The 18240-nt window shown below is 33.6% G+C and carries 16 protein-coding genes; 11 read left to right on the top strand and 5 right to left on the bottom strand.

From position 1 onward, the window contains the following. Positions 1-3 precede the first annotated feature (3 nt). The 3 genes from ybeY to AC1Q7L_RS07790 all read left to right on the top strand — a co-directional run bounded on the left by ybeY (position 4) and on the right by AC1Q7L_RS07790 (position 3464). Complete coding sequence (ybeY, locus tag AC1Q7L_RS07800; protein ID WP_066754001.1) at positions 4-411, top strand: rRNA maturation RNase YbeY; 408 nt, start codon at positions 4-6, stop codon at positions 409-411. Positions 412-666: 255 nt separating this feature from the next. Further along, positions 667-2529, top strand: coding sequence for a tRNA uridine-5-carboxymethylaminomethyl(34) synthesis enzyme MnmG (gene mnmG, locus AC1Q7L_RS07795; protein ID WP_492304970.1), 1863 nt, complete (start codon positions 667-669; stop codon positions 2527-2529). A 113-nt stretch (positions 2530-2642) separates the two neighbouring features. Next, the gene (locus tag AC1Q7L_RS07790; protein ID WP_492304969.1) at positions 2643-3464 is read left to right on the top strand and encodes a class I SAM-dependent methyltransferase; all 822 of its coding nucleotides are present in this window, start codon (positions 2643-2645) and stop codon (positions 3462-3464) included. Positions 3465-4168: 704 nt separating this feature from the next. Here AC1Q7L_RS07790 and AC1Q7L_RS07785 read toward each other — a convergent pair. Beyond that, the gene (locus AC1Q7L_RS07785; protein WP_492304968.1) at positions 4169-5359 is read right to left on the bottom strand and encodes a phosphoglycerate kinase; all 1191 of its coding nucleotides are present in this window, start codon (positions 5357-5359) and stop codon (positions 4169-4171) included. Positions 5360-5915: 556 nt separating this feature from the next. Here AC1Q7L_RS07785 and rpiB point away from each other — a divergent pair. The 8 genes from rpiB to tsaB all read left to right on the top strand — a co-directional run bounded on the left by rpiB (position 5916) and on the right by tsaB (position 13606). Then, on the top strand, positions 5916-6350 hold the full coding sequence (rpiB, locus tag AC1Q7L_RS07780) for a ribose 5-phosphate isomerase B (protein WP_066754013.1): 435 nt from the start codon (positions 5916-5918) through the stop codon (positions 6348-6350). Between the two features lie 340 nt (positions 6351-6690). Continuing rightward, positions 6691-8844: a ribonuclease R gene (gene rnr / locus AC1Q7L_RS07775; RefSeq protein ID WP_410691789.1), complete on the top strand. Its 2154-nt coding sequence runs from the start codon at positions 6691-6693 to the stop codon at positions 8842-8844. A 153-nt stretch (positions 8845-8997) separates the two neighbouring features. Beyond that, the gene (locus AC1Q7L_RS07770; protein WP_066754022.1) at positions 8998-9684 is read left to right on the top strand and encodes a LysE family translocator; all 687 of its coding nucleotides are present in this window, start codon (positions 8998-9000) and stop codon (positions 9682-9684) included. Continuing rightward, positions 9681-10610 carry a S66 peptidase family protein gene (locus AC1Q7L_RS07765; RefSeq protein ID WP_492304967.1) on the top strand — a complete coding sequence of 310 codons (930 nt, stop codon included), beginning with the start codon at positions 9681-9683 and terminating at the stop codon, positions 10608-10610. The genes AC1Q7L_RS07770 and AC1Q7L_RS07765 overlap by 4 nt, the downstream gene beginning before the upstream one ends. A 41-nt stretch (positions 10611-10651) precedes the next feature. Next, positions 10652-11023 carry a YraN family protein gene (locus AC1Q7L_RS07760; protein ID WP_492304966.1) on the top strand — a complete coding sequence of 124 codons (372 nt, stop codon included), beginning with the start codon at positions 10652-10654 and terminating at the stop codon, positions 11021-11023. Between the two features lie 53 nt (positions 11024-11076). After that, entirely contained in the window at positions 11077-11826 is a 750-nt protein-coding gene (locus tag AC1Q7L_RS07755; protein ID WP_492304965.1) for an SDR family NAD(P)-dependent oxidoreductase, read from the top strand. Between the two features lie 41 nt (positions 11827-11867). Continuing rightward, complete coding sequence (locus AC1Q7L_RS07750) at positions 11868-12869, top strand: virulence RhuM family protein (RefSeq protein WP_492304964.1); 1002 nt, start codon at positions 11868-11870, stop codon at positions 12867-12869. Positions 12870-12919: 50 nt separating this feature from the next. Continuing rightward, positions 12920-13606, top strand: coding sequence for a tRNA (adenosine(37)-N6)-threonylcarbamoyltransferase complex dimerization subunit type 1 TsaB (tsaB, locus tag AC1Q7L_RS07745; protein ID WP_492304963.1), 687 nt, complete (start codon positions 12920-12922; stop codon positions 13604-13606). A 55-nt stretch (positions 13607-13661) separates the two neighbouring features. Here tsaB and porW read toward each other — a convergent pair whose 3' ends face one another. From porW to AC1Q7L_RS07725, 4 genes are all read right to left on the bottom strand, one after another. Beyond that, positions 13662-16295 carry a type IX secretion system periplasmic lipoprotein PorW/SprE gene (gene porW, locus AC1Q7L_RS07740; RefSeq protein ID WP_492304962.1) on the bottom strand — a complete coding sequence of 878 codons (2634 nt, stop codon included), beginning with the start codon at positions 16293-16295 and terminating at the stop codon, positions 13662-13664. A gap of 85 nt (positions 16296-16380) precedes the next feature. After that, positions 16381-16935: a Maf family protein gene (locus AC1Q7L_RS07735; RefSeq protein ID WP_492304961.1), complete on the bottom strand. Its 555-nt coding sequence runs from the start codon at positions 16933-16935 to the stop codon at positions 16381-16383. A gap of 10 nt (positions 16936-16945) precedes the next feature. Further along, positions 16946-17464, bottom strand: a complete 519-nt coding sequence (locus AC1Q7L_RS07730) for a KdsC family phosphatase (RefSeq protein WP_492304960.1) — start codon at positions 17462-17464, stop codon at positions 16946-16948. Next, positions 17454-18203, bottom strand: coding sequence for a Rossmann-like and DUF2520 domain-containing protein (locus tag AC1Q7L_RS07725; protein ID WP_492304959.1), 750 nt, complete (start codon positions 18201-18203; stop codon positions 17454-17456). The genes AC1Q7L_RS07730 and AC1Q7L_RS07725 overlap by 11 nt, the downstream gene beginning before the upstream one ends. Between the last annotated feature and the right edge of the window lie 37 nt (positions 18204-18240).

Genomic DNA, 18240 nt, shown 5'->3' with positions numbered 1-18240 from the left:
AACATGATACAATTCTTTTACGAAAACTTACAGGAATCAGTAAGTACAGACTACACAAAATGGTTGGAAGATATTATTCTTTCAGAAGGAAAAAAGCTTGGTGACATCAATTACATCTTCTGTGATGACGAGTATTTATTAAAAGTAAATCAGGATTATTTACAGCATGATTACTATACAGATATCATCACTTTCGATTACGTGAAAGGCAAAACAATAAGCGGAGAGATTTTCGTATCTTTGCAGCGCATTTCAGACAACGCTTCTACTCTATCCAAAGAATACGAAGAAGAACTTCGAAGAGTTTTGGCTCACGGCATTCTTCATCTTTCAGGATATAAAGATAAAACAGAGGAAGAAGAAAAGTTAATGCGCAGTAAAGAAGATTTTTATTTAGCTAAGTATTCTTAACAGATTTAGATATACAGAGATCTAGGATTATTTAATTTCATAATCTCTCAACGTCTTAATTTTTTTAGAAGCTTATTCCCGCTTTCCGCACTCGCTTTTTTTCTTTTTCAAAGAAAAAAGAGCTCAAACAAATGCTGCAATCGGGGCTAGATAATAGAAGATAAAGGCTCATTCAGACCTTATCTGGAAACTATGTTTCACGTGGAACATTTATAAAAAAGATTAAAATTTAAGGCTTAAAACAAGCAATATAAAATGATATCAGAAATATACGATGTAATCGTAGTTGGTGCAGGTCACGCAGGATGTGAAGCAGCAGCTGCAGCAGCCAACTTGGGTTCCAAAACTCTGCTTGTTACAATGAACATGCAGACGATCGGACAAATGAGTTGCAACCCTGCAATGGGAGGTATTGCAAAAGGACAGATCGTAAGAGAGATCGATGCAATGGGAGGTTATTCAGGAATTATAGCAGACAAATCTGCTATCCAATTTAAGATGCTTAACCTATCAAAAGGTCCTGCAATGTGGTCACCAAGAACACAAAATGACAGAATGCTTTTCGCAGAAGAATGGCGTTTAGCATTAGAAAATACACCCAATCTTGATTTCTTTCAGGATATGGTTAAGAGCTTAATTATTGAAAATGGAAGAGCCGTTGGAGTTGTAACTTCATTAGGAATTGAGATAAAATCTAAATCTGTTGTTCTTACAAATGGGACTTTCCTTAACGGATTAATCCACGTTGGAGATAAGCAATTAGGCGGCGGAAGAATGGGTGAACCAAGAGCTTTTGGAATCACAGAACAGTTGGTTTCTTTAGGCTTCGAAGCCGGAAGAATGAAGACCGGTACCCCACCCCGCGTAGATGGAAGAAGCTTAGATTATTCTAAAATGGAAGAACAAAAAGGAGACGAAAATCCTCAAAAATTCAGCTATTTAGATACGCCTAAGTTAACCAAACAATTAAGTTGCCACATCGTTTATACCAACGAAAAGGTACATGAAGTTCTACGTGAAGGTTTCGATAGAAGCCCAATGTTTAATGGTACAATTCAGAGTTTAGGGCCAAGATATTGTCCAAGTATTGAAGATAAAATCAACCGTTTTGCAGAGAGAACAAGACATCAATTATTCGTAGAACCGGAAGGTTGGAGAACCGTTGAGATCTATGTAAACGGATTCAGTTCTTCTCTTCCGGAGGATGTTCAGATCAAAGCAATGAAACATATTCCGGGATTTGAGAACGTAAAAGTGTTCCGTCCAGGCTATGCCATTGAATATGATTACTTCCCTCCTACTCAATTAAAGCATACTTTAGAAACAAAATTGGTCGAAAATCTATACTTCGCAGGTCAGATCAACGGTACTACAGGGTATGAAGAAGCAGCAGGACAAGGCTTAATTGCAGGTATAAATGCCCACAATAAAGTACACGATAAGGAAGACTTTATTCTTAATAGAGATGAAGCTTATATCGGTGTTTTAATTGATGATTTGATCACAAAAGGGACTGAAGAACCTTATAGAATGTTCACTTCCAGAGCAGAATACAGGCTTCTTTTAAGACAGGACAATGCAGATATCAGACTAACTGAAAAGGCATTTAAACTAGGTTTAGCAAAAGAAGATAGATTAATAAGAGTTAATGAGAAAATAGCTAAAAGTGAGCAACTTGAAGCCTTTTTACGAGAAACTTCTTTAAAGCCAGGCGTTATTAATCCTATCCTTGAAAGCATAGAAAGCAACCCTGTAGACCAAGCTTACAGAGCCTCTCAGTTCCTTACAAGACCTAATATTACACTGGAAAAACTTGATAATATTGATGTTATTAAAGAATTTACATCTCAATTTGACGATGAAGTAAGAGAGCAGGCAGAGGTAAATATTAAGTATAAAGGTTATATAGAAAAGGAAAAAGAGAACGTTGCCAAGCTTAATCGTTTGGAAAATGTAAAGATTCCTGAAGACTTTGATTATATAAAAATATCAAGCCTTTCTGCAGAAGCAAAACAAAAAATGACTAAAGTAAGACCAAAAACTCTTGCTCAGGCAGGAAGAATTAGCGGTGTTTCACCTGCTGATGTTAATGTTTTAATGGTCTATTTAGGACGATAATCAAGAAATGTTTCACGTGAAACATCTGTAAAATATAGACAAAAATTAAGGTATTTATGAGGTTATTTTATCTTTTAAATATCTTAATTTTTAATTTAAAAGAAGTTATTTAAATGAAAATTAAAGATCATTTTCTTTCTCAGGAAGTATTTGAAATTAAAGAAACAGAAACAAAAGGAGTCTTCAAGACCTCCCCAATTCCATCGAATATTTCAAAATATTATGAAAGTGAAGACTATATTTCTCACCATCAGGATTCCGGAAGTTTAAAAGAAAAGCTATATAAATTTTTACAATCTTTTAATCTACAGTATAAAAAAACGATCCTTATTGATAGAATTAATAAAGGTTCTAAAGTATTAGACTACGGATGCGGCGCAGGAGAATTTGTAAAATATATAGAAAATGATTTTGAAACTTTAGGTTTTGAACCAGATTCAGACGCTAGAAAAGCAGCTCAAAGTAAAATTACAAAAGCTAAAATTTTAGATAATATCAATCTAATTGAAGATGGAAGTTTAGATGCAATTACTTTATGGCATGTATTCGAGCACGTGGTAAATCAGGATGAAATGCTTGAAATATTTAATAAAAAATTAAAGGAAAAAGGATTATTAATCATCGCTGTTCCCAACCCTACTTCTTACGATGCAAAACATTACAAAGAATATTGGGCAGCTTACGATGTACCGAGACACATCTATCATTTTTCTAAAAACGGAATGGAAAATTTAATTTCAAAGAAACCAAATTGGAAAATGAGAAAAATCAAGCCTTTGGTCTTAGATTCCTATTATATCTCTATGTTGAGCGAAAAATACAAGAAATCTCCTCTTTTTTGGCTAAAAGCAACCATCTACGGAACGATTTCTAACGTAAAAGCATTGTTTTCTAACGAATTTTCAAGTTTGATATACATTATCGAAAAAAAGTAGAAAATCGATTTTTAAGGTATTTATAGAGGTCAATTTTCATCAATTTCGATTAAAAAAAACAAAACTCAGGATATTTTCCTGAGTTTTTATTTTTCCAGCTCCTCTCCTACTCTGAATTTTTCCTTCAATTTTTTTTGAAAAGAGAAAATTTTGAAAAATTCCAATTATTTCGAATAAAATTGTTGGTAACATATTAGTAAGCCTATAAATCGATTTGAATTTTTAAGAATTATATTTTAAAAATTTTTAAAATATAATTTTCAAGTCACCTTAAAATCAGATTCTGAAAAAAATATAGACTACACCCCAAGTATGAGCATTCAAATTTAGAGTACAGTCAAAATATTTTATTTAATAATTCTCCATCACACTCACTCTACTCCTCCGTGAGAATTACATATAGAAAAATAAAATTTAAATTATAATTTCTAAGGAAGAACAACTTGGACAGAAATCCACTCGAAAAGAGAAAAAGTAAGTTTAAAAAAAGTAAATTCTTTCAAAAACATACATTTTTAAGCTCTAATTTAAAATAATGTCCAAATACCTTAAGAATTCTAGTTTTTTAATTTTAAATATAATTCTGAAAGCCATTTTTTGACATTTTTTCAGAAAATTGCAATTTTTAAGAATTTAGAAAAATCAGAAAACAAAAAAGTCTGCTGATAGATTCAGCAGACTTTAAAAATATATTTTTTAAAATTTTATTTGTTGATCGCAGCAACTCCAGGAAGTTCCAGACCTTCCAGACTTTCAAGCATTGCTCCACCACCGGTAGATACATAACTCACTTTATCTGCGTAACCGAATTGTTTTACAAAAGCAACACTGTCTCCTCCTCCAACTAAAGAGAAAGCTCCAAGTTTTGTAGCTTCAGCAATACTTTCTCCAAGAGCTACAGTTCCTGCTGAGAAGTTTGACATTTCAAAAACTCCAATCGGGCCATTCCATAAAATTGTTCTTGAATTCAAAAGAACGTCATTAAACTGATCTCTGGATTTTGAACCAGCATCCAATCCCATCCATCCTTCAGGAATTTCGTAAATATCTACTTCTTTTCTTTCTGCATCGTTACTGAAACTTTCAGCAATCATCGTATCAGACGGAAGATAAACTTTTACATTATGTTCTTTAGCTTTTCCTAAAATTTCTAGAGCCAGAGGTAATTTATCTTCTTCAACCAATGAAGTTCCGATTTTTCCTCCAAGAGCTTTTATAAAAGTGAATGCCATTCCTCCTCCGATGATCAAATTATCAACTGCCGGAAGGATATTTTCTATAATGGTAATTTTAGTTGAAACCTTAGATCCACCAAGTATAGCTGTCACAGGCTTTTCACCACTTTTCAAAACTTTATCTATAGCTTTTAGTTCATTAGCCATTAATAAACCGAAAAATTTAGTTGAAGTAAAGTAGTTTGCAATGACTGCTGTAGAAGCATGAGCTCTGTGTGCAGTACCAAAAGCATCATTCACATAAGCATCTCCCAACTTAGAAAGTTGCTCTGCAAAGCCTTCATCACCTTTTTCTTCTTCATTATGAAAACGTAGATTCTCCAATAATAAGATTTCTCCCGGTTTAAGATCTGTAGCTGCCTGCTCAGCTTTCTCTCCGATAGACTCTTCTACAAATTTTACTTCTCTGCCAAGCACAGAAGAGACTTCGTTAAGAATATGTTTTAGAGAAAACTCATCTTTCACTTCTCCTTTGGGTCTTCCAAGGTGTGTCATCAAAATTACGGAACCTCCATCGTTGAGAATTTTCTCAACCGTTGGTTTTACGGCTACGATTCTTGTGCTGTCTGTAACTTTAAGCTGATCATCCTGCGGAACATTGAAATCCACCCTTACCAGAGCTTTTTTATCTTTAAAATTGAAATCGTTGATTGTTTTCATAAATTTCTGTTGAATTTTCGTTTCACAAATGTAAGATTTTAAAATTTTTGAAAAGCTTCAACCGGATAAAAGTTTTCAGAAAAGTTATTCGCAGAACCATCACTCACCTATCAACAATATTTTCTTCTTTATAAAAAAAAGAATGATAGTTGTTGTTGAGTGTTGTTAGTTTGGGGGATAAGTTTTTTTGAAATACTTTATAACACTTAATTTTTACGCTACTAACATCTTATTTACATTATAATCCATTGTTAATCTGATTTTTCGGTTGGTTACTAACAAATATGGATAACTTTTCCCCAATTCCGATTATTAATAACTGATTTATGGAAAAGTTGAAGAAATCTCTGAGTAAACTTTTTGAAAAAAAGTGTTAAAATTTTTGGAGGCAATTTTCATTACAACTTTTTTTAATGTTACGAAACATTTACTTCAGATGTTTTTTCAACACTTACCCACAAGGCTTTTCACAATTAATCCCCAAAAATTCAAGAGTTATCCACATTATACTTACATTTGTGTGGAAATATGTCTAAAAAAGTTTAATTCAAGAATTATGAAAAGAAAAATTGCTATCGCTGCAGACCACGCTGGCTTCGAGTATAAGGAGATTGTTAAGAACTATTTATCAGAAAACTTTGATGTTCAGGATTTTGGAACGTTTTCCACAGACAGTGTGGATTATCCTGACTTTGTACACCCCGCAGCGACCTCCGTTGAAAATGGAGAAAATGAGCTGGGTATTCTTCTATGCGGAAGTGGAAACGGTGTTCAGATCACGGCGAACAAACATCAGAAAATTCGTTGCGCTCTTTGTTGGATGCCCGAGATTGCAAGTTTGGCAAGACAGCATAATGATGCGAATATGATTTCGATTCCTGCAAGATTTATATCAAAAGAAGTAGCTATAGAAATAGTAAATAAATTTCTTTCTACAGATTTTGAAGGTGGCAGACACCAAGGCAGAGTTGACAAAATAGCATTTTGCTAAACATATAAAGGCTTGTAAATCAAATTGCAAGCCTTATTTATTTTTTATTTTGTATATTTGCGTATTGAATAGAGAACATATTCCATACTTACTTCTCAAAACCTATATAATATTAACAGATATTTAATAGAAGGTTTTTCTCCCCTCTTCTCCATATTTGTATTAAATTTATACAAAACAAAAATCCAACTATAAAAAAGGAAGGAAAATTGATGTAGTTGTTTAAACTAAACAAAAAATAAAATCATCTTATATAATAAATTTTTAGATGATTTTAAAGTAAAAAGTGGTTTTAGAATGATTTTTAAAACCAAAAGTAATTAATAAAGAAAATTAAAAAATGCCAAAAAAGAAAAAATATATAAGTCAGAAAAATGATCATAAGCTGATGGAAATCGGCAGGTTGATCCTTCGTTTCATGACTGAAAATTCTACGAAGATCTATAATTATAAGCAGATCTCAGACGGAATTGATTATAAAAATCCAAGACAGAGAGAGCTTGTGATTCAGGCTTTACATAAGCTTCAGGGTTCTGAAAGAATTAAGGAAACTGAGAAAGGGAAATACATATTAAACCTGAATATTGAAGGAACTTTAACCGGAACTATTGATTTTAACCAGTCAGGAAATGCCTATGTAAGGGTCGAAGGTCTTGAAGATGATGTTTTCATTCATTCTAAAAATGTGAAAGATGCGCTACAAGGTGATAAAGTTTTGATCGTCACCTATAATTATAAAGGAAAGAAAATGGAAGGTTCTGTTTTAGAGGTTTTGGAAAGAACCAGAACAGAATTTGTAGGAACTTTACAGGTTGTTACACACAAAGATTTCGGATTTGTTGTTTGTGATAAAAAATCGATCAACACAGATATTTTTATTCCAAAAGGTAAATTCGGAGGTGCTCAGGATGGCGATAAAGTTGTTGTAAAAATGACGGAATGGAGACCTGGAGATAAAAATCCTGAAGGTGAAATTATCAAGGTTTTAGGTGCTCCTGGAGAACATGAGACTGAGATCCACTCTATTCTTGCGGAATATGGTCTACCTTATCAATTCCCTGAGGAAGTTGAAGCAGATGCCGACAAAATCGACAGAAGCATTACAGAAGAGGAAGTTGCTAAGCGTTGGGATATGAGAGGTATTACAACCTTTACAATTGATCCAAAAGATGCAAAAGATTTTGATGATGCCTTATCTATAAGAAAATTGGATAATGGAAATTGGGAAATTGGAGTGCATATTGCAGACGTTTCTCATTACGTAATTCCGGGGACTATTTTGGATGATGAAGCCTATCAAAGAGCTACATCGGTATATTTAGTTGACCGAGTTGTTCCAATGTTACCGGAAGTTTTAAGTAACGATGTTTGTTCACTTAGACCAAACGAAGATAAATTTACTTTCTCTGCAGTTTTTGAATTAAATGACAGCGCAGAAATTCAGAAACAGTGGTTTGGTAGAACGGTAATTCATTCCGACAGAAGATTCACTTATGAGGAAGCTCAGGAAAGAATTGAAAATAAAGAAGGAGATTATACGGAAGAGATTTTAGTTCTTGATAATTTAGCAAAAATCATGCGTGCAGAACGTATCAGACAAGGTGCGATCACGTTTGACAGAAGCGAAGTAAGATTTAATCTTGATGAAAATAATCAGCCGATCGGAGTGTACTTTAAAGTAAGTAAAGACTCAAATCACTTGATTGAAGAATTCATGCTTTTAGCAAATAAAAAGGTTTCGGAATTCGTTTCATTATCTAAAAAAGGATCGCCTACAAACAATACATTCATTTACAGAATTCACGATGATCCGGATCCTGCAAAATTAGAAGCTTTAAGAGATTTTGTTTCTACTTTCGGATATAAAATGGATTTGGCGAATACCAAAAAAGTAGCGGAATCTTTAAACCAATTACTAAGTGATGTAAAAGGAAAAGGCGAAGAAAATATGGTTGAAACATTAGCGATGCGAAGTATGAGTAAAGCAGTTTATTCTACAGATCCTATCGGTCACTATGGTTTGGGCTTTGACTATTATTCTCACTTCACCTCTCCTATCCGTCGTTACCCGGATTTGATCGCTCACCGTCTTCTTCAACATTATTTGGATGGAGGAAAATCTCCTAGTAGAGAAGAAGTTGAAGAAAAAGCAAAATATTGTAGCTCAAGAGAAAGATTAGCTGCCGATGCGGAAAGAGACTCTATCAAATTCATGCAGGTGAAATTCATGGAAAAGCATTTGGGAGAGACTTTCAGTGGTGTTATTTCCGGTGTTGCTGAATTCGGTTTCTGGGTAGAAATTCCTGAAAACGGTGCAGAAGGATTGATCAAATTAAGAGATCTAATGGATGATTCTTATACGTATGATAAATCAACTCACGCTGTTTATGGATCTAGAACAGGGAAAAGATATCAGTTGGGAGATCAGGTTCAGATAAAAGTGATTAAAGCTAATTTGATTCAAAAACAATTGGACTTTAAGATTGTTGATTAATTAAATATCACAATATAGTATAAAAGACTGCAAATTTTGCGGTCTTTTTTGTTTGGAAAAAACTTCTAAATTGAGTTTCAAAACCTAAAAGAATTGGATTTTATCGACAAATAGAAATATAATTTTTAAATTTGGATGAGAAACAATTTTTAAATGTTTGAATTAGTACTTTCTGCTGTTATTTTAGGATTCATGTTGAGTCTTGTTTTTATCGGACCAATATTTTTCTTATTAATAGAAACCAGCTTCTCGAGAGGTCCTAAGCATGCCTTGGCTTTAGATGTAGGAGTAATTACAGCAGATTTGTTGTGCATTATTGCGGCGTATTATGCGAGTGCAGACCTCGTGAGTTTAATAGACAAGCATCCCGGATTTTATAGGGTTACCTCTATTTTAATCTTCGTATACGGAATTGTGATGATGGTCACGAAAACCAAAATGCACATGCCGGGTGAAGAAAAAATCATCAGTCAGAATTATTTTAAAACCTTTATGAACGGGTTTTTCTTTAATCTTTTGAATGTAGGAGTTATCCTTTTCTGGCTGGTTACCGTAATTTCGGTGAGAAAAGAATATCCGGATACGGGTAATTTTATCCTTTATATCGGTTTAGTGATCGGAACGTATTTATGTATTGATCTTGCTAAAATCTTTTTGGCAAAGCAATTCCACGATAAATTAACACAAAAATTAGCCAATCAGATCAGACGAATCGTTGGCGGAATTCTTATACTTTTCAGTTTCTTTATCTTTTTACAGAGCTTTAAAAAATTCAATCAATTTGATAAACGATTAGAAGAAGCCGAAAAAACTGAAGTAAAATATCAAAAAAACAAATGAAAAAAATAATCTTTCCAAAATCCCTTAAAAAAGGCGATAAAATAGCTGTTATTTCCCCTGCTGGAGCTGTAGATACTTCTCAACTTGAAGCAGGCGTAAAAATGATTAAAAATAAAGGTTTTGTGCCTGTTTTTGGCGAACATCTTTATAGTAAATTCTCAAACGGGTACAACTATGCCGGAACAGAAAAGGAAAGAATAAAAGATATCAATTGGGCTTTAAATGACAAAGAAACTTCCGCAGTCTGGGCTTCCAGAGGTGGATATGGATGTCAGCATCTTATTCAACATCTAAAGCTTAACAAATTTATAGAAAATCCGAAATGGTACATTGGGTATTCTGATAATACTGTGATCCAAAGTTATTTGTTGAAAAAAGGCTTTGCTTCCATTCATGGACAGACGATTAAAACTTCAAGTTTTGGAGTTACAGACGAAAGTTATGATTTGATCTTTGATGTTTTAAAAGGAAAAGCTCCAAAATACATCATAAAACCGAATCAATTTAATAAAAAAGGAAATACTAAGGGAGAATTGGTTGGAGGGAATTTAGCCCTGATTTATGCTCTTTTAGGAACGAAATACTCATTTGATTTTAAAGATAAAATTTTATTCATCGAAGATATCGGTGAAAATTTTTATGCTCTTGACCGAATGATCATGAGCCTTGAATTAGCCGGAGTTTTTAATAAAATTTCAGGACTGATTATTGGCGGAATGACCAATATGGGAGACGAAAAAGAGAATACCCAATATAATAATAGCTTTGATGAATTTGCTTATAAATTGATCTCAGAAAGACTCTCAAAATATAAATTTCCTGTTGCTTTCGGTTTCCCGAATGGACATATAAAAGACAATCGACCTTTAATTATTGGTGGCGAGGTTAAACTTAAAGTTGAAAATAAGGTACAAGTTGAGTTTTAAAAACTAATAACTCTACAACCCTCAAACCCTCAAACGCAGGAATGGCAAACCACAACGACCTCGGAAAAAAGGCAGAAGATTTAGCTGTAGAATTTCTACAAAAGAACGGCTACAAAATTCTGATAAGAAACTTTCGTTACCAAAAAGCAGAGATTGATATTATCACCGAAAAAGATAGTTTAATAGTTGTTGTCGAAGTAAAAGCTCGTTCAACAGACGCTTTTAATCTCCCACAAGAAGCCGTTAATAAAAGAAAAATATCATTAATAGTTTCGGCTACGAATCATTATCTGGAAGAATTTAATAAGAATAAGGAAGTAAGATTTGATATCATTTCAGTTCTTCCGGATGAAAAAGGAAAGCTTGTTATAGAGCATATAACAGATGCTTTTGAAGCATTTGATGCTAACTAAATAGTTTCCAGTCATAAAATTTTATATTATTTAAAATACATTTTTACACTAAAATGAAAACAATACTCATCACAGGAGCAACCTCCGGAATAGGAAAATCCACAGCAGAACTTTTTGCTAAACAAGGAAACAGAATTATTATTTGCGGAAGAAGAACTGAGGTTTTAGAATCTCTAAAAACTGAACTTTCTCAATATACCGAGATTTTTAGTTTAAAGTTTGATGTAAGAAATCTTGAAGAAGTTGAGAACGCTATCAACTCTCTTCCGGAAGAATGGAAGAATATTGATGTTCTCATTAACAATGCAGGAAACGCTCACGGTTTAGAGCCACTTTCGGCAGGCAATACAAACGATTGGGATTCTATGATCGATGGAAATGTAAAAGGTCTTTTATATGTTTCTAAGATGATTATTCCGGCAATGAAAGAAAGAAATTCCGGACATATTGTAAACATCAGCTCTGTTGCAGCTAGACAAACCTATGCCAACGGAGTTGTTTATTGTGCTACCAAAAAAGCAGTTGATGTAATTTCCGAAGGAATGCGTTTAGAATTAACTGAATTTGGAGTTAAGGTTACCAATATTCAACCAGGAGCTGTAGAAACTGACTTTTCTTTAGTTAGATTCAAAGGAGACAGCGAAAAAGCTTCTACAGTTTATGCAGGATATGAAGCCCTAAAAGCTGAAGATATTGCCGATGCGATTGCCTATTGCGTCAATGCTCCAAAACATGTGAGTGTTTCGGATATGACTATCTACCCTACTGCTCAGGCTGAACCGAGAACTATTTACAGAAAGTAATTAATTATAGATTCTTTTTAAGATTTAAATATATTTATGTGATGGAAAATGATGCAAAAAATTTCTTGATTTATAATACACCCAACGAAGAAGTAAGGGTGGATGTTTTTTTGCAGAATGAAACGTTTTGGCTTACACAAAAGGCAATGGCCGCTTTGTTTGATGTTGATAGAACTGTCATCACAAAGCATATTCAAAACATCTATAATGAAGAAGAATTAAATAAAGAAGCAACTTGTGCAAAAATTGCACAAGTTCAAATTGAGGGCGAGAGAAGTGTCTCTAGAAATATAGAATATTATAATCTAGATGTAATTATTTCAGTAGGTTATAGGGTAAATTCTAATAAAGCAACTCAATTCAGAATTTGGGCAACACAGACTTTAAAAGAATTTATCATTAAAGGGTTTGTAATAGATGATGAACGTCTTAAACAAGGTCAAACAGTTTTTGGTAAGGATTATTTTAAAGAGCTTTTGCAACGAGTTCGTTCGATCCGGGCAAGCGAAAGAAGAGTTTACCAGCAGATCACAGATATTTTTGCTGAGTGTAGTATTGATTATGACAGAAATTCTGAGAAAACGAAAACTTTTTATGCAATGGTTCAGAATAAATTCCACTTTGCTATTACAGGAAAAACGGCAGCAGAAATTATTTATCAAAAGGCGAATAGTAAAAAAGAAAATATGGGCTTAACCACCTGGAAAAATGCTCCGGATGGCAGAGTTTTGAAAAACGATATTATTGTTGCTAAAAACTATCTAGAAGAAGCAGAAATAAAGCAATTAGAACGAACAGTTACCAGCTATTTTGATTATATTGAAGGTTTAATAGAGAGAGAAAACACTTTTACAATGGATACTTTGGCAGAAAGCGTAAACAAGTTTTTGAGCTTTAATGAATATAGAATTCTTGAAGGAAAAGGAAATGTTTCAAAATTGATTGCCGATAAAAAAGCTGTTTCAGAGTATAATGAATTCAATAAGACGCAAAAAATAATTTCCGATTTTGATAAACAAATTAAAAAAATCAACAAAAAATAATTTTAAAAAGGAAGCACGATTTTATCACTATACATTCTTAAATTTGTAAAATGAAAATTCTATACCTAGAAACCTCTTCCAAAAACTGTTCTGTAGCGATTTCAGACAATGATAAGCTATTGAGCGTTTGCGAAGAAGTTTCAGATAATTATAAGCAGTCGGAAAGTCTGCACACTTTTGTAGAATGGGCTTTAGAAGGAGCCGGAATTTCCATGAAAGAAATCCAGGCGATTTCTTTAGGAAAAGGCCCGGGTTCTTATACTGGATTAAGAATTGGTGCTTCATCAGCAAAAGGATTTTGTTATGGTTTGAAAATACCATTGGTCGCTATCAATTCTCTTGAGACGATGATAGAGCCTTTTTTAAACCAAAACTATGAGTATATCATTCCATTGATCGACGCAAGGAGAATGGAGGTTTATACGGCTGTTTATGACGGTAAAACCGGAAAAGTACTCTCGCCAACCGAAGCAAAAGTTTTGGATGAAACTTCTTTTGAAGAATTTAAGGATAAAAAAGTACTTTTTGTAGGAGATGGAGCAAAAAAAGCACAGGAAATTATACAGCTTCCAAATGCTGATTTTAACGAGACCATCTATCCTTCTGCACAGTATTTAGTAAAGAAAACCTTAGAAAGAATTGAGAATAAAGAGTTTGAAGATATTGCTTATTTCGAGCCATTTTATTTGAAGGATTTCCATGGAGTAAAGAAAAAGAAATCACCAGATTCTATTTAATTAAATAATAAATAACGACATAAAAAAAGCGAAGAGTAATCTTCGCTTTTTTATTTTATTTTGGTTTTGCCGGAGCTTGCGTTTTTGGTTTCTGGCCCGGTGTATTGCCGGGTTGAGTTGGCGGCGGAGCGCTTTCATCTAAAAGCACCGCGGCAGAATTGGAAACCGGAGAAGGTTGCGTTGGTGTAGCTTTTTGAGCTTGTCCATTATTCTGATTATTTACTGATCCCGGATCATTATTAAATGTCTGAGAATTTGGCTGTACAGGCACAGATCCCGGTTTTTGAAGGGTATTTCCTTTGTTATCAGTTTCCTGAAAAGAAAGATCACTTTTCAGATAATTAAGCATTTCTTTAGCCTTGATTCCTTCAGGAGTTTTACCATAATTTAAAGCAATTTGCTCCAATTGTAGAATCATTACCTCTTTTCCGCTGGATTTTCCGGTATTAAATGCATTCAATAAAGAAAATTTAGGAACTAAAGCATCTTTCGGATATTGTAAGATTGCCGCATCTATGACGGCTTTACTTTCTGCAAATTTCTCGGCTTCAAATAAAGCATAGGCTTTTTTGTATTCATTCTGAACATCTTCGGAAGATTTTACGAATGAACTATTTTTAGGATTTCTGGCAAATTCTGCATACGAAGTGTAAGGATAATCTTTTAACAAAATTGATTTCGCTCTTTCTGCAATCTGAGGATTTTTCTCATAATTCATGTTAAAAATCTCGTATAAAGCCTGTAACATCACTTTTTCCTCAGGTTTTACATCTACAAGGTCGTACAATGTTTTTGTAGCTAAAGGTGTATTGGTAAAGTAATTCTGATACATAATTCCCAAACCTAAAGAAGCGGTATCTCTGTCCTTTTTAAGTTGATCTAATTTAGCTACATCAGTCGGAATCTGTTCAATATAGAAAGATGGCTCAAAACGCCTAGGATTAGGTGCTGAAGTAACGCCCAACGCCTCGTTTTTCATATCATCAATCGTTGACATTTTCTTGGAATAACGCCAGTTATCTACCAAAGCTCTGTCTCCCCAAACTTGTTTAAATGTTGAAGATCCTTTCGAAACCGTTCCGGTATTACTGAAATAGAAACCTTTAGAACTGGTTCCAAAATCCTCAAAAGAATTGGAACTGTTGGCGAATATAGAATTAGCGCTGTAATCTCCTGTATCAAAGCCTTTGGCTCTTTCTGCACGTCTTCTTTCCAGTTCTTCTTTTTCTTCTTTTAATTTTAATTTCGCAATATGTTTAGAGAAAAAATCTGTTTTCTGAGCATCAGACATCTTAGCTAAAGTAAGAATACTGTCATTTTTCTTAATTAAATAATAGTTTCTGGATATTTTCTTGATGTTGATAGACTGTTCCTTTAAAAGTACTTTTGAAGGCTCATAAGTCATTGCAACAAGCGCAGAATCATAATAACTTCCGGCTCCGATGTAATCATTTTTATCAAGATAATCCTTTCCTATTTCATAGTAAGCCAAGCCTCGAACCTGCTGATCTGAAACCTTTTCCTTTAAAGATTTCTTGAAAAGATCCTGAGCTTCCTTCTTTTTACCTGCTTTGTTGGCCATTAAGCCTAAAGCGTAATAAAATTCATTCTTTCTGGATCCGTAAGTTCCTTTTTCACTGATATTTTCTAAATATTTTCTGGCACCTTCATAATCACCTTTTCCGTTAAAAGTTTTGGCGATTTCTATCTGAGATTTAACCTCAAATTCAAAATCATTGGCGTATTTGTAGGCAGCCATGAAGCTTTCTCTCGCTTTTTCATTTTGATTTAAACCTTCCAAGACCTGACCTCTCAGGAAAGCAATTCTACTTTTCAGTTTTCGGTTGGTATTCACTTCAAAAGCATTATCAAGTTCTTTGGCAGCTTCTTCTTTTTTTCCTGCATCTAAAAGAGCTTCAGCATAATAAATACTTGATATTTTTTTATAATCTTTACTAATGTCTTCAGTTTTCAATTGAGCGAAAATCTCCTGAGCTTTATGATAATCTTTTAATTGAGCATAAGCTGCAGCCTGATAGGTTTTAGCTAAAGGAATCCTTTTGTCATCCTTCATATGAGTGAAAACGTAGTTTAAGGCATCCAGAGCTTCTACAGATTTGTTCTGATAAATTCTTGATTGCGCAAGAATGATATAAGCATCAAAGATTTTCTTATTTTTTTCTTCCCCGTTTTTGATCACAGAATATTTGTTGATCGCTTTTAAAGCTTTTGCTTCGGCAATTTCCAAAACAGTTGCTCCTTTATTTTCAGGTTGGCCGCTTTGTTCTAGCTGACTGTTTGGATTACCACCATTAAGTCCGCCCGGCATGCCCGGAGGTGCACCTGGAGGCGCTCCCGGCGCTCTTCCTGCTCCATTTCTACTGGGAGAATTATTTACTTCCGCAATTTTCATTGTATTTTCGGCGAAAGCAGAAGATTGCCCAAGATCACTTCCCAAAGGTTGATCTTCGTAGGTAAGAATGGGAATGTACGGAGCATAAAAATTATCTTTATGAGCCTTATCTCTACTCGTAAATTCACTGTTTAACGCGTCTTTAGCATTAAATAGTGTATTGTAATATGTGGAAAACCCTTTCATGAACTTCGATCGCTGATCGGGTCTTTTGGGTTTTGATCCGCAAGAGAGAACGATGCAAGCCACTAAAAGGAATAAAATGTTCTTTTTCATTATTCAATATAACTAGCCAATTTACTTTTTATTATCAAAAGATTGATGATTTTGTAAAAATAATAAAATTTTATATTGAAAATATTTATATTTCTTTCAAAATTTTGTAAACCAAATGAGTAGGAAGTCCCATAATGGTATAATAGCTGCCTGATAATTTTTTAATTTTCGCCATTCCAAGCCATTCCTGGATGCCGTAGCTTCCTGCTTTATCGAAAGGTTTGTAATTTTTAATGTAAAAATCTATTTCTTCATCCGAAATTTCATCAAGTTCTACATCGGCAACATCTGTTTCTGTAATTGTTTTGTCGATTGTTTTAATGGTAATTCCCGTATAAACCTGATGCGTTGTTCCTGATAACTGCTGCAGCATTTTTTTTGCATCAGCTTCGTCTTTCGGCTTTCCAAGAATTTGATTATCAATTGCTACAACCGTATCAGATGTCAATAAAACTTCATCATTAATAAGGTTTCTAAATGCATTTGCCTTTAATTCAGACAAATAGGCTGCGGCCTCTCCTATTTCAATATTTTCGGGTAAAATTTCTTCACAATCTATTTTTACAACCTCAAAATCAAATCCTAAACTTGATAAAAGTTCTTTTCTCCTTGGAGATTGTGATGCTAATAGTAACTTCATTTTCAATTAATTAAATAGATTGAGTATTATCATCATGCCAATTTCCCTGAACTTTCATGACCTGTTCAATGACGTCACGTACTGCTCCGCTTCCACCCTGTTTTGGTGAAATATAATCGGAAATTCCTTTCACTTCAGGAACAGCATTTTCCGGGCAGGTTGCAATAGCAGATGTTTCCATCATATGAATATCCGGAAGATCGTCTCCCATTGTCAAAATTTCCTCGTTTTTAAGATTATATTTTGCTTTAAAATCTTCAAAATCAATCATTTTGTCGTGAGATTTTGGATAATAATCCTGAATTCCAAGATAATTGATTCTGTGTTTTACCATTTCATCATTTCCGCCAGTAATTACTCCTATTAAATAATTGTTTTTTAAGGCTTTAACGACTGCATAACCATCCAAAACATTCATTACTCTCGACATATTTCCTCCTGGCATCAAATAAACGCTTCCGTCTGTGAAAACTCCGTCTACATCAAATACAAATGCTTTTATATCTTTTAATTTCTCTTTATAACTCATACATTTTTTTAATAGAATGATTCATTGTTTTATAGATCTCCAGACTTTCGTCTTTCAATAATTGTTCATGCAATTGCAAAATTCGTGCATCATTTCTTACAGCTGGTCCGGTTTGTGCTGATTTAGGTTCAATTTCATGGATTTTCTGAACTGTTTCTTCAATTATTGGTAAAAAATAATCAAACGGAATCTCCTGAGAATCTGAAATTTCCTTTGCTCTTGAAAAAAGATGATTCACAAAATTGCAGGCAAAAACTGCGGTCAGATGAATATATTTTCTCTTTTCATGCGTACTTTCCATCACATTTTTGGAAATTTTTGAGGCGATTTCAAAAAGAATTTTTTTGTCTTCTTCATTTTCAGTTTCTATGAAAAAAGGAATTTTTTCATAATCCAATTCTTTGGATTTAGAAAAAGTCTGTAAAGGATAAAAACTTGATTTTCTGTACACTCCTGCCAATATTTCTTTGGGTAAAGAACCAGAAGTATGTACAACTAAACAATCATTTTTAGTGATTAATTTAGAAACATTTTCTACAGAACTGTCACTTACACAAATAATATACAGATCTGCATCTTCCAGTTTTTCTGTAGAGTAGGGAATATTTAATTCTACAGAAATTTCATTTAAATCTTTTTCGTTCCTTCCAAAAATCTGAGCTAATGGAATGTTATTCAGAACAAAAGCTTTTGCCAGATGATAGGCTACATTTCCGGAACCAATAATTACAATTTGCATAAAACAAAGATAATATTTTAAGATGAGTTTAAAAAGG

This window comes from Chryseobacterium sp. GW823-FHT05E08, assembly GCF_058795655.1.
This window is presented reverse-complemented; position numbering and strand designations above follow the sequence as displayed.

What these genes read in the sequence shown, in the direction of transcription:
- ybeY (WP_066754001.1), top strand. Translation starts at nt 4, where the DNA reads ATGATACAATTCTTTTACGAAAACTTACAGGAATCAGTAAGTACAGAC.
- mnmG (WP_492304970.1), top strand. Translation starts at nt 667, where the DNA reads ATGATATCAGAAATATACGATGTAATCGTAGTTGGTGCAGGTCACGCA.
- AC1Q7L_RS07790 (WP_492304969.1), top strand. Translation starts at nt 2,643, where the DNA reads ATGAAAATTAAAGATCATTTTCTTTCTCAGGAAGTATTTGAAATTAAA.
- AC1Q7L_RS07785 (WP_492304968.1), bottom strand. Translation starts at nt 5,359, where the DNA reads ATGAAAACAATCAACGATTTCAATTTTAAAGATAAAAAAGCTCTGGTA.
- rpiB (WP_066754013.1), top strand. Translation starts at nt 5,916, where the DNA reads ATGAAAAGAAAAATTGCTATCGCTGCAGACCACGCTGGCTTCGAGTAT.
- rnr (WP_410691789.1), top strand. Translation starts at nt 6,691, where the DNA reads ATGCCAAAAAAGAAAAAATATATAAGTCAGAAAAATGATCATAAGCTG.
- AC1Q7L_RS07770 (WP_066754022.1), top strand. Translation starts at nt 8,998, where the DNA reads ATGTTTGAATTAGTACTTTCTGCTGTTATTTTAGGATTCATGTTGAGT.
- AC1Q7L_RS07765 (WP_492304967.1), top strand. Translation starts at nt 9,681, where the DNA reads ATGAAAAAAATAATCTTTCCAAAATCCCTTAAAAAAGGCGATAAAATA.
- AC1Q7L_RS07760 (WP_492304966.1), top strand. Translation starts at nt 10,652, where the DNA reads ATGGCAAACCACAACGACCTCGGAAAAAAGGCAGAAGATTTAGCTGTA.
- AC1Q7L_RS07755 (WP_492304965.1), top strand. Translation starts at nt 11,077, where the DNA reads ATGAAAACAATACTCATCACAGGAGCAACCTCCGGAATAGGAAAATCC.
- AC1Q7L_RS07750 (WP_492304964.1), top strand. Translation starts at nt 11,868, where the DNA reads ATGGAAAATGATGCAAAAAATTTCTTGATTTATAATACACCCAACGAA.
- tsaB (WP_492304963.1), top strand. Translation starts at nt 12,920, where the DNA reads ATGAAAATTCTATACCTAGAAACCTCTTCCAAAAACTGTTCTGTAGCG.
- porW (WP_492304962.1), bottom strand. Translation starts at nt 16,295, where the DNA reads ATGAAAAAGAACATTTTATTCCTTTTAGTGGCTTGCATCGTTCTCTCT.
- AC1Q7L_RS07735 (WP_492304961.1), bottom strand. Translation starts at nt 16,935, where the DNA reads ATGAAGTTACTATTAGCATCACAATCTCCAAGGAGAAAAGAACTTTTA.
- AC1Q7L_RS07730 (WP_492304960.1), bottom strand. Translation starts at nt 17,464, where the DNA reads ATGAGTTATAAAGAGAAATTAAAAGATATAAAAGCATTTGTATTTGAT.
- AC1Q7L_RS07725 (WP_492304959.1), bottom strand. Translation starts at nt 18,203, where the DNA reads ATGCAAATTGTAATTATTGGTTCCGGAAATGTAGCCTATCATCTGGCA.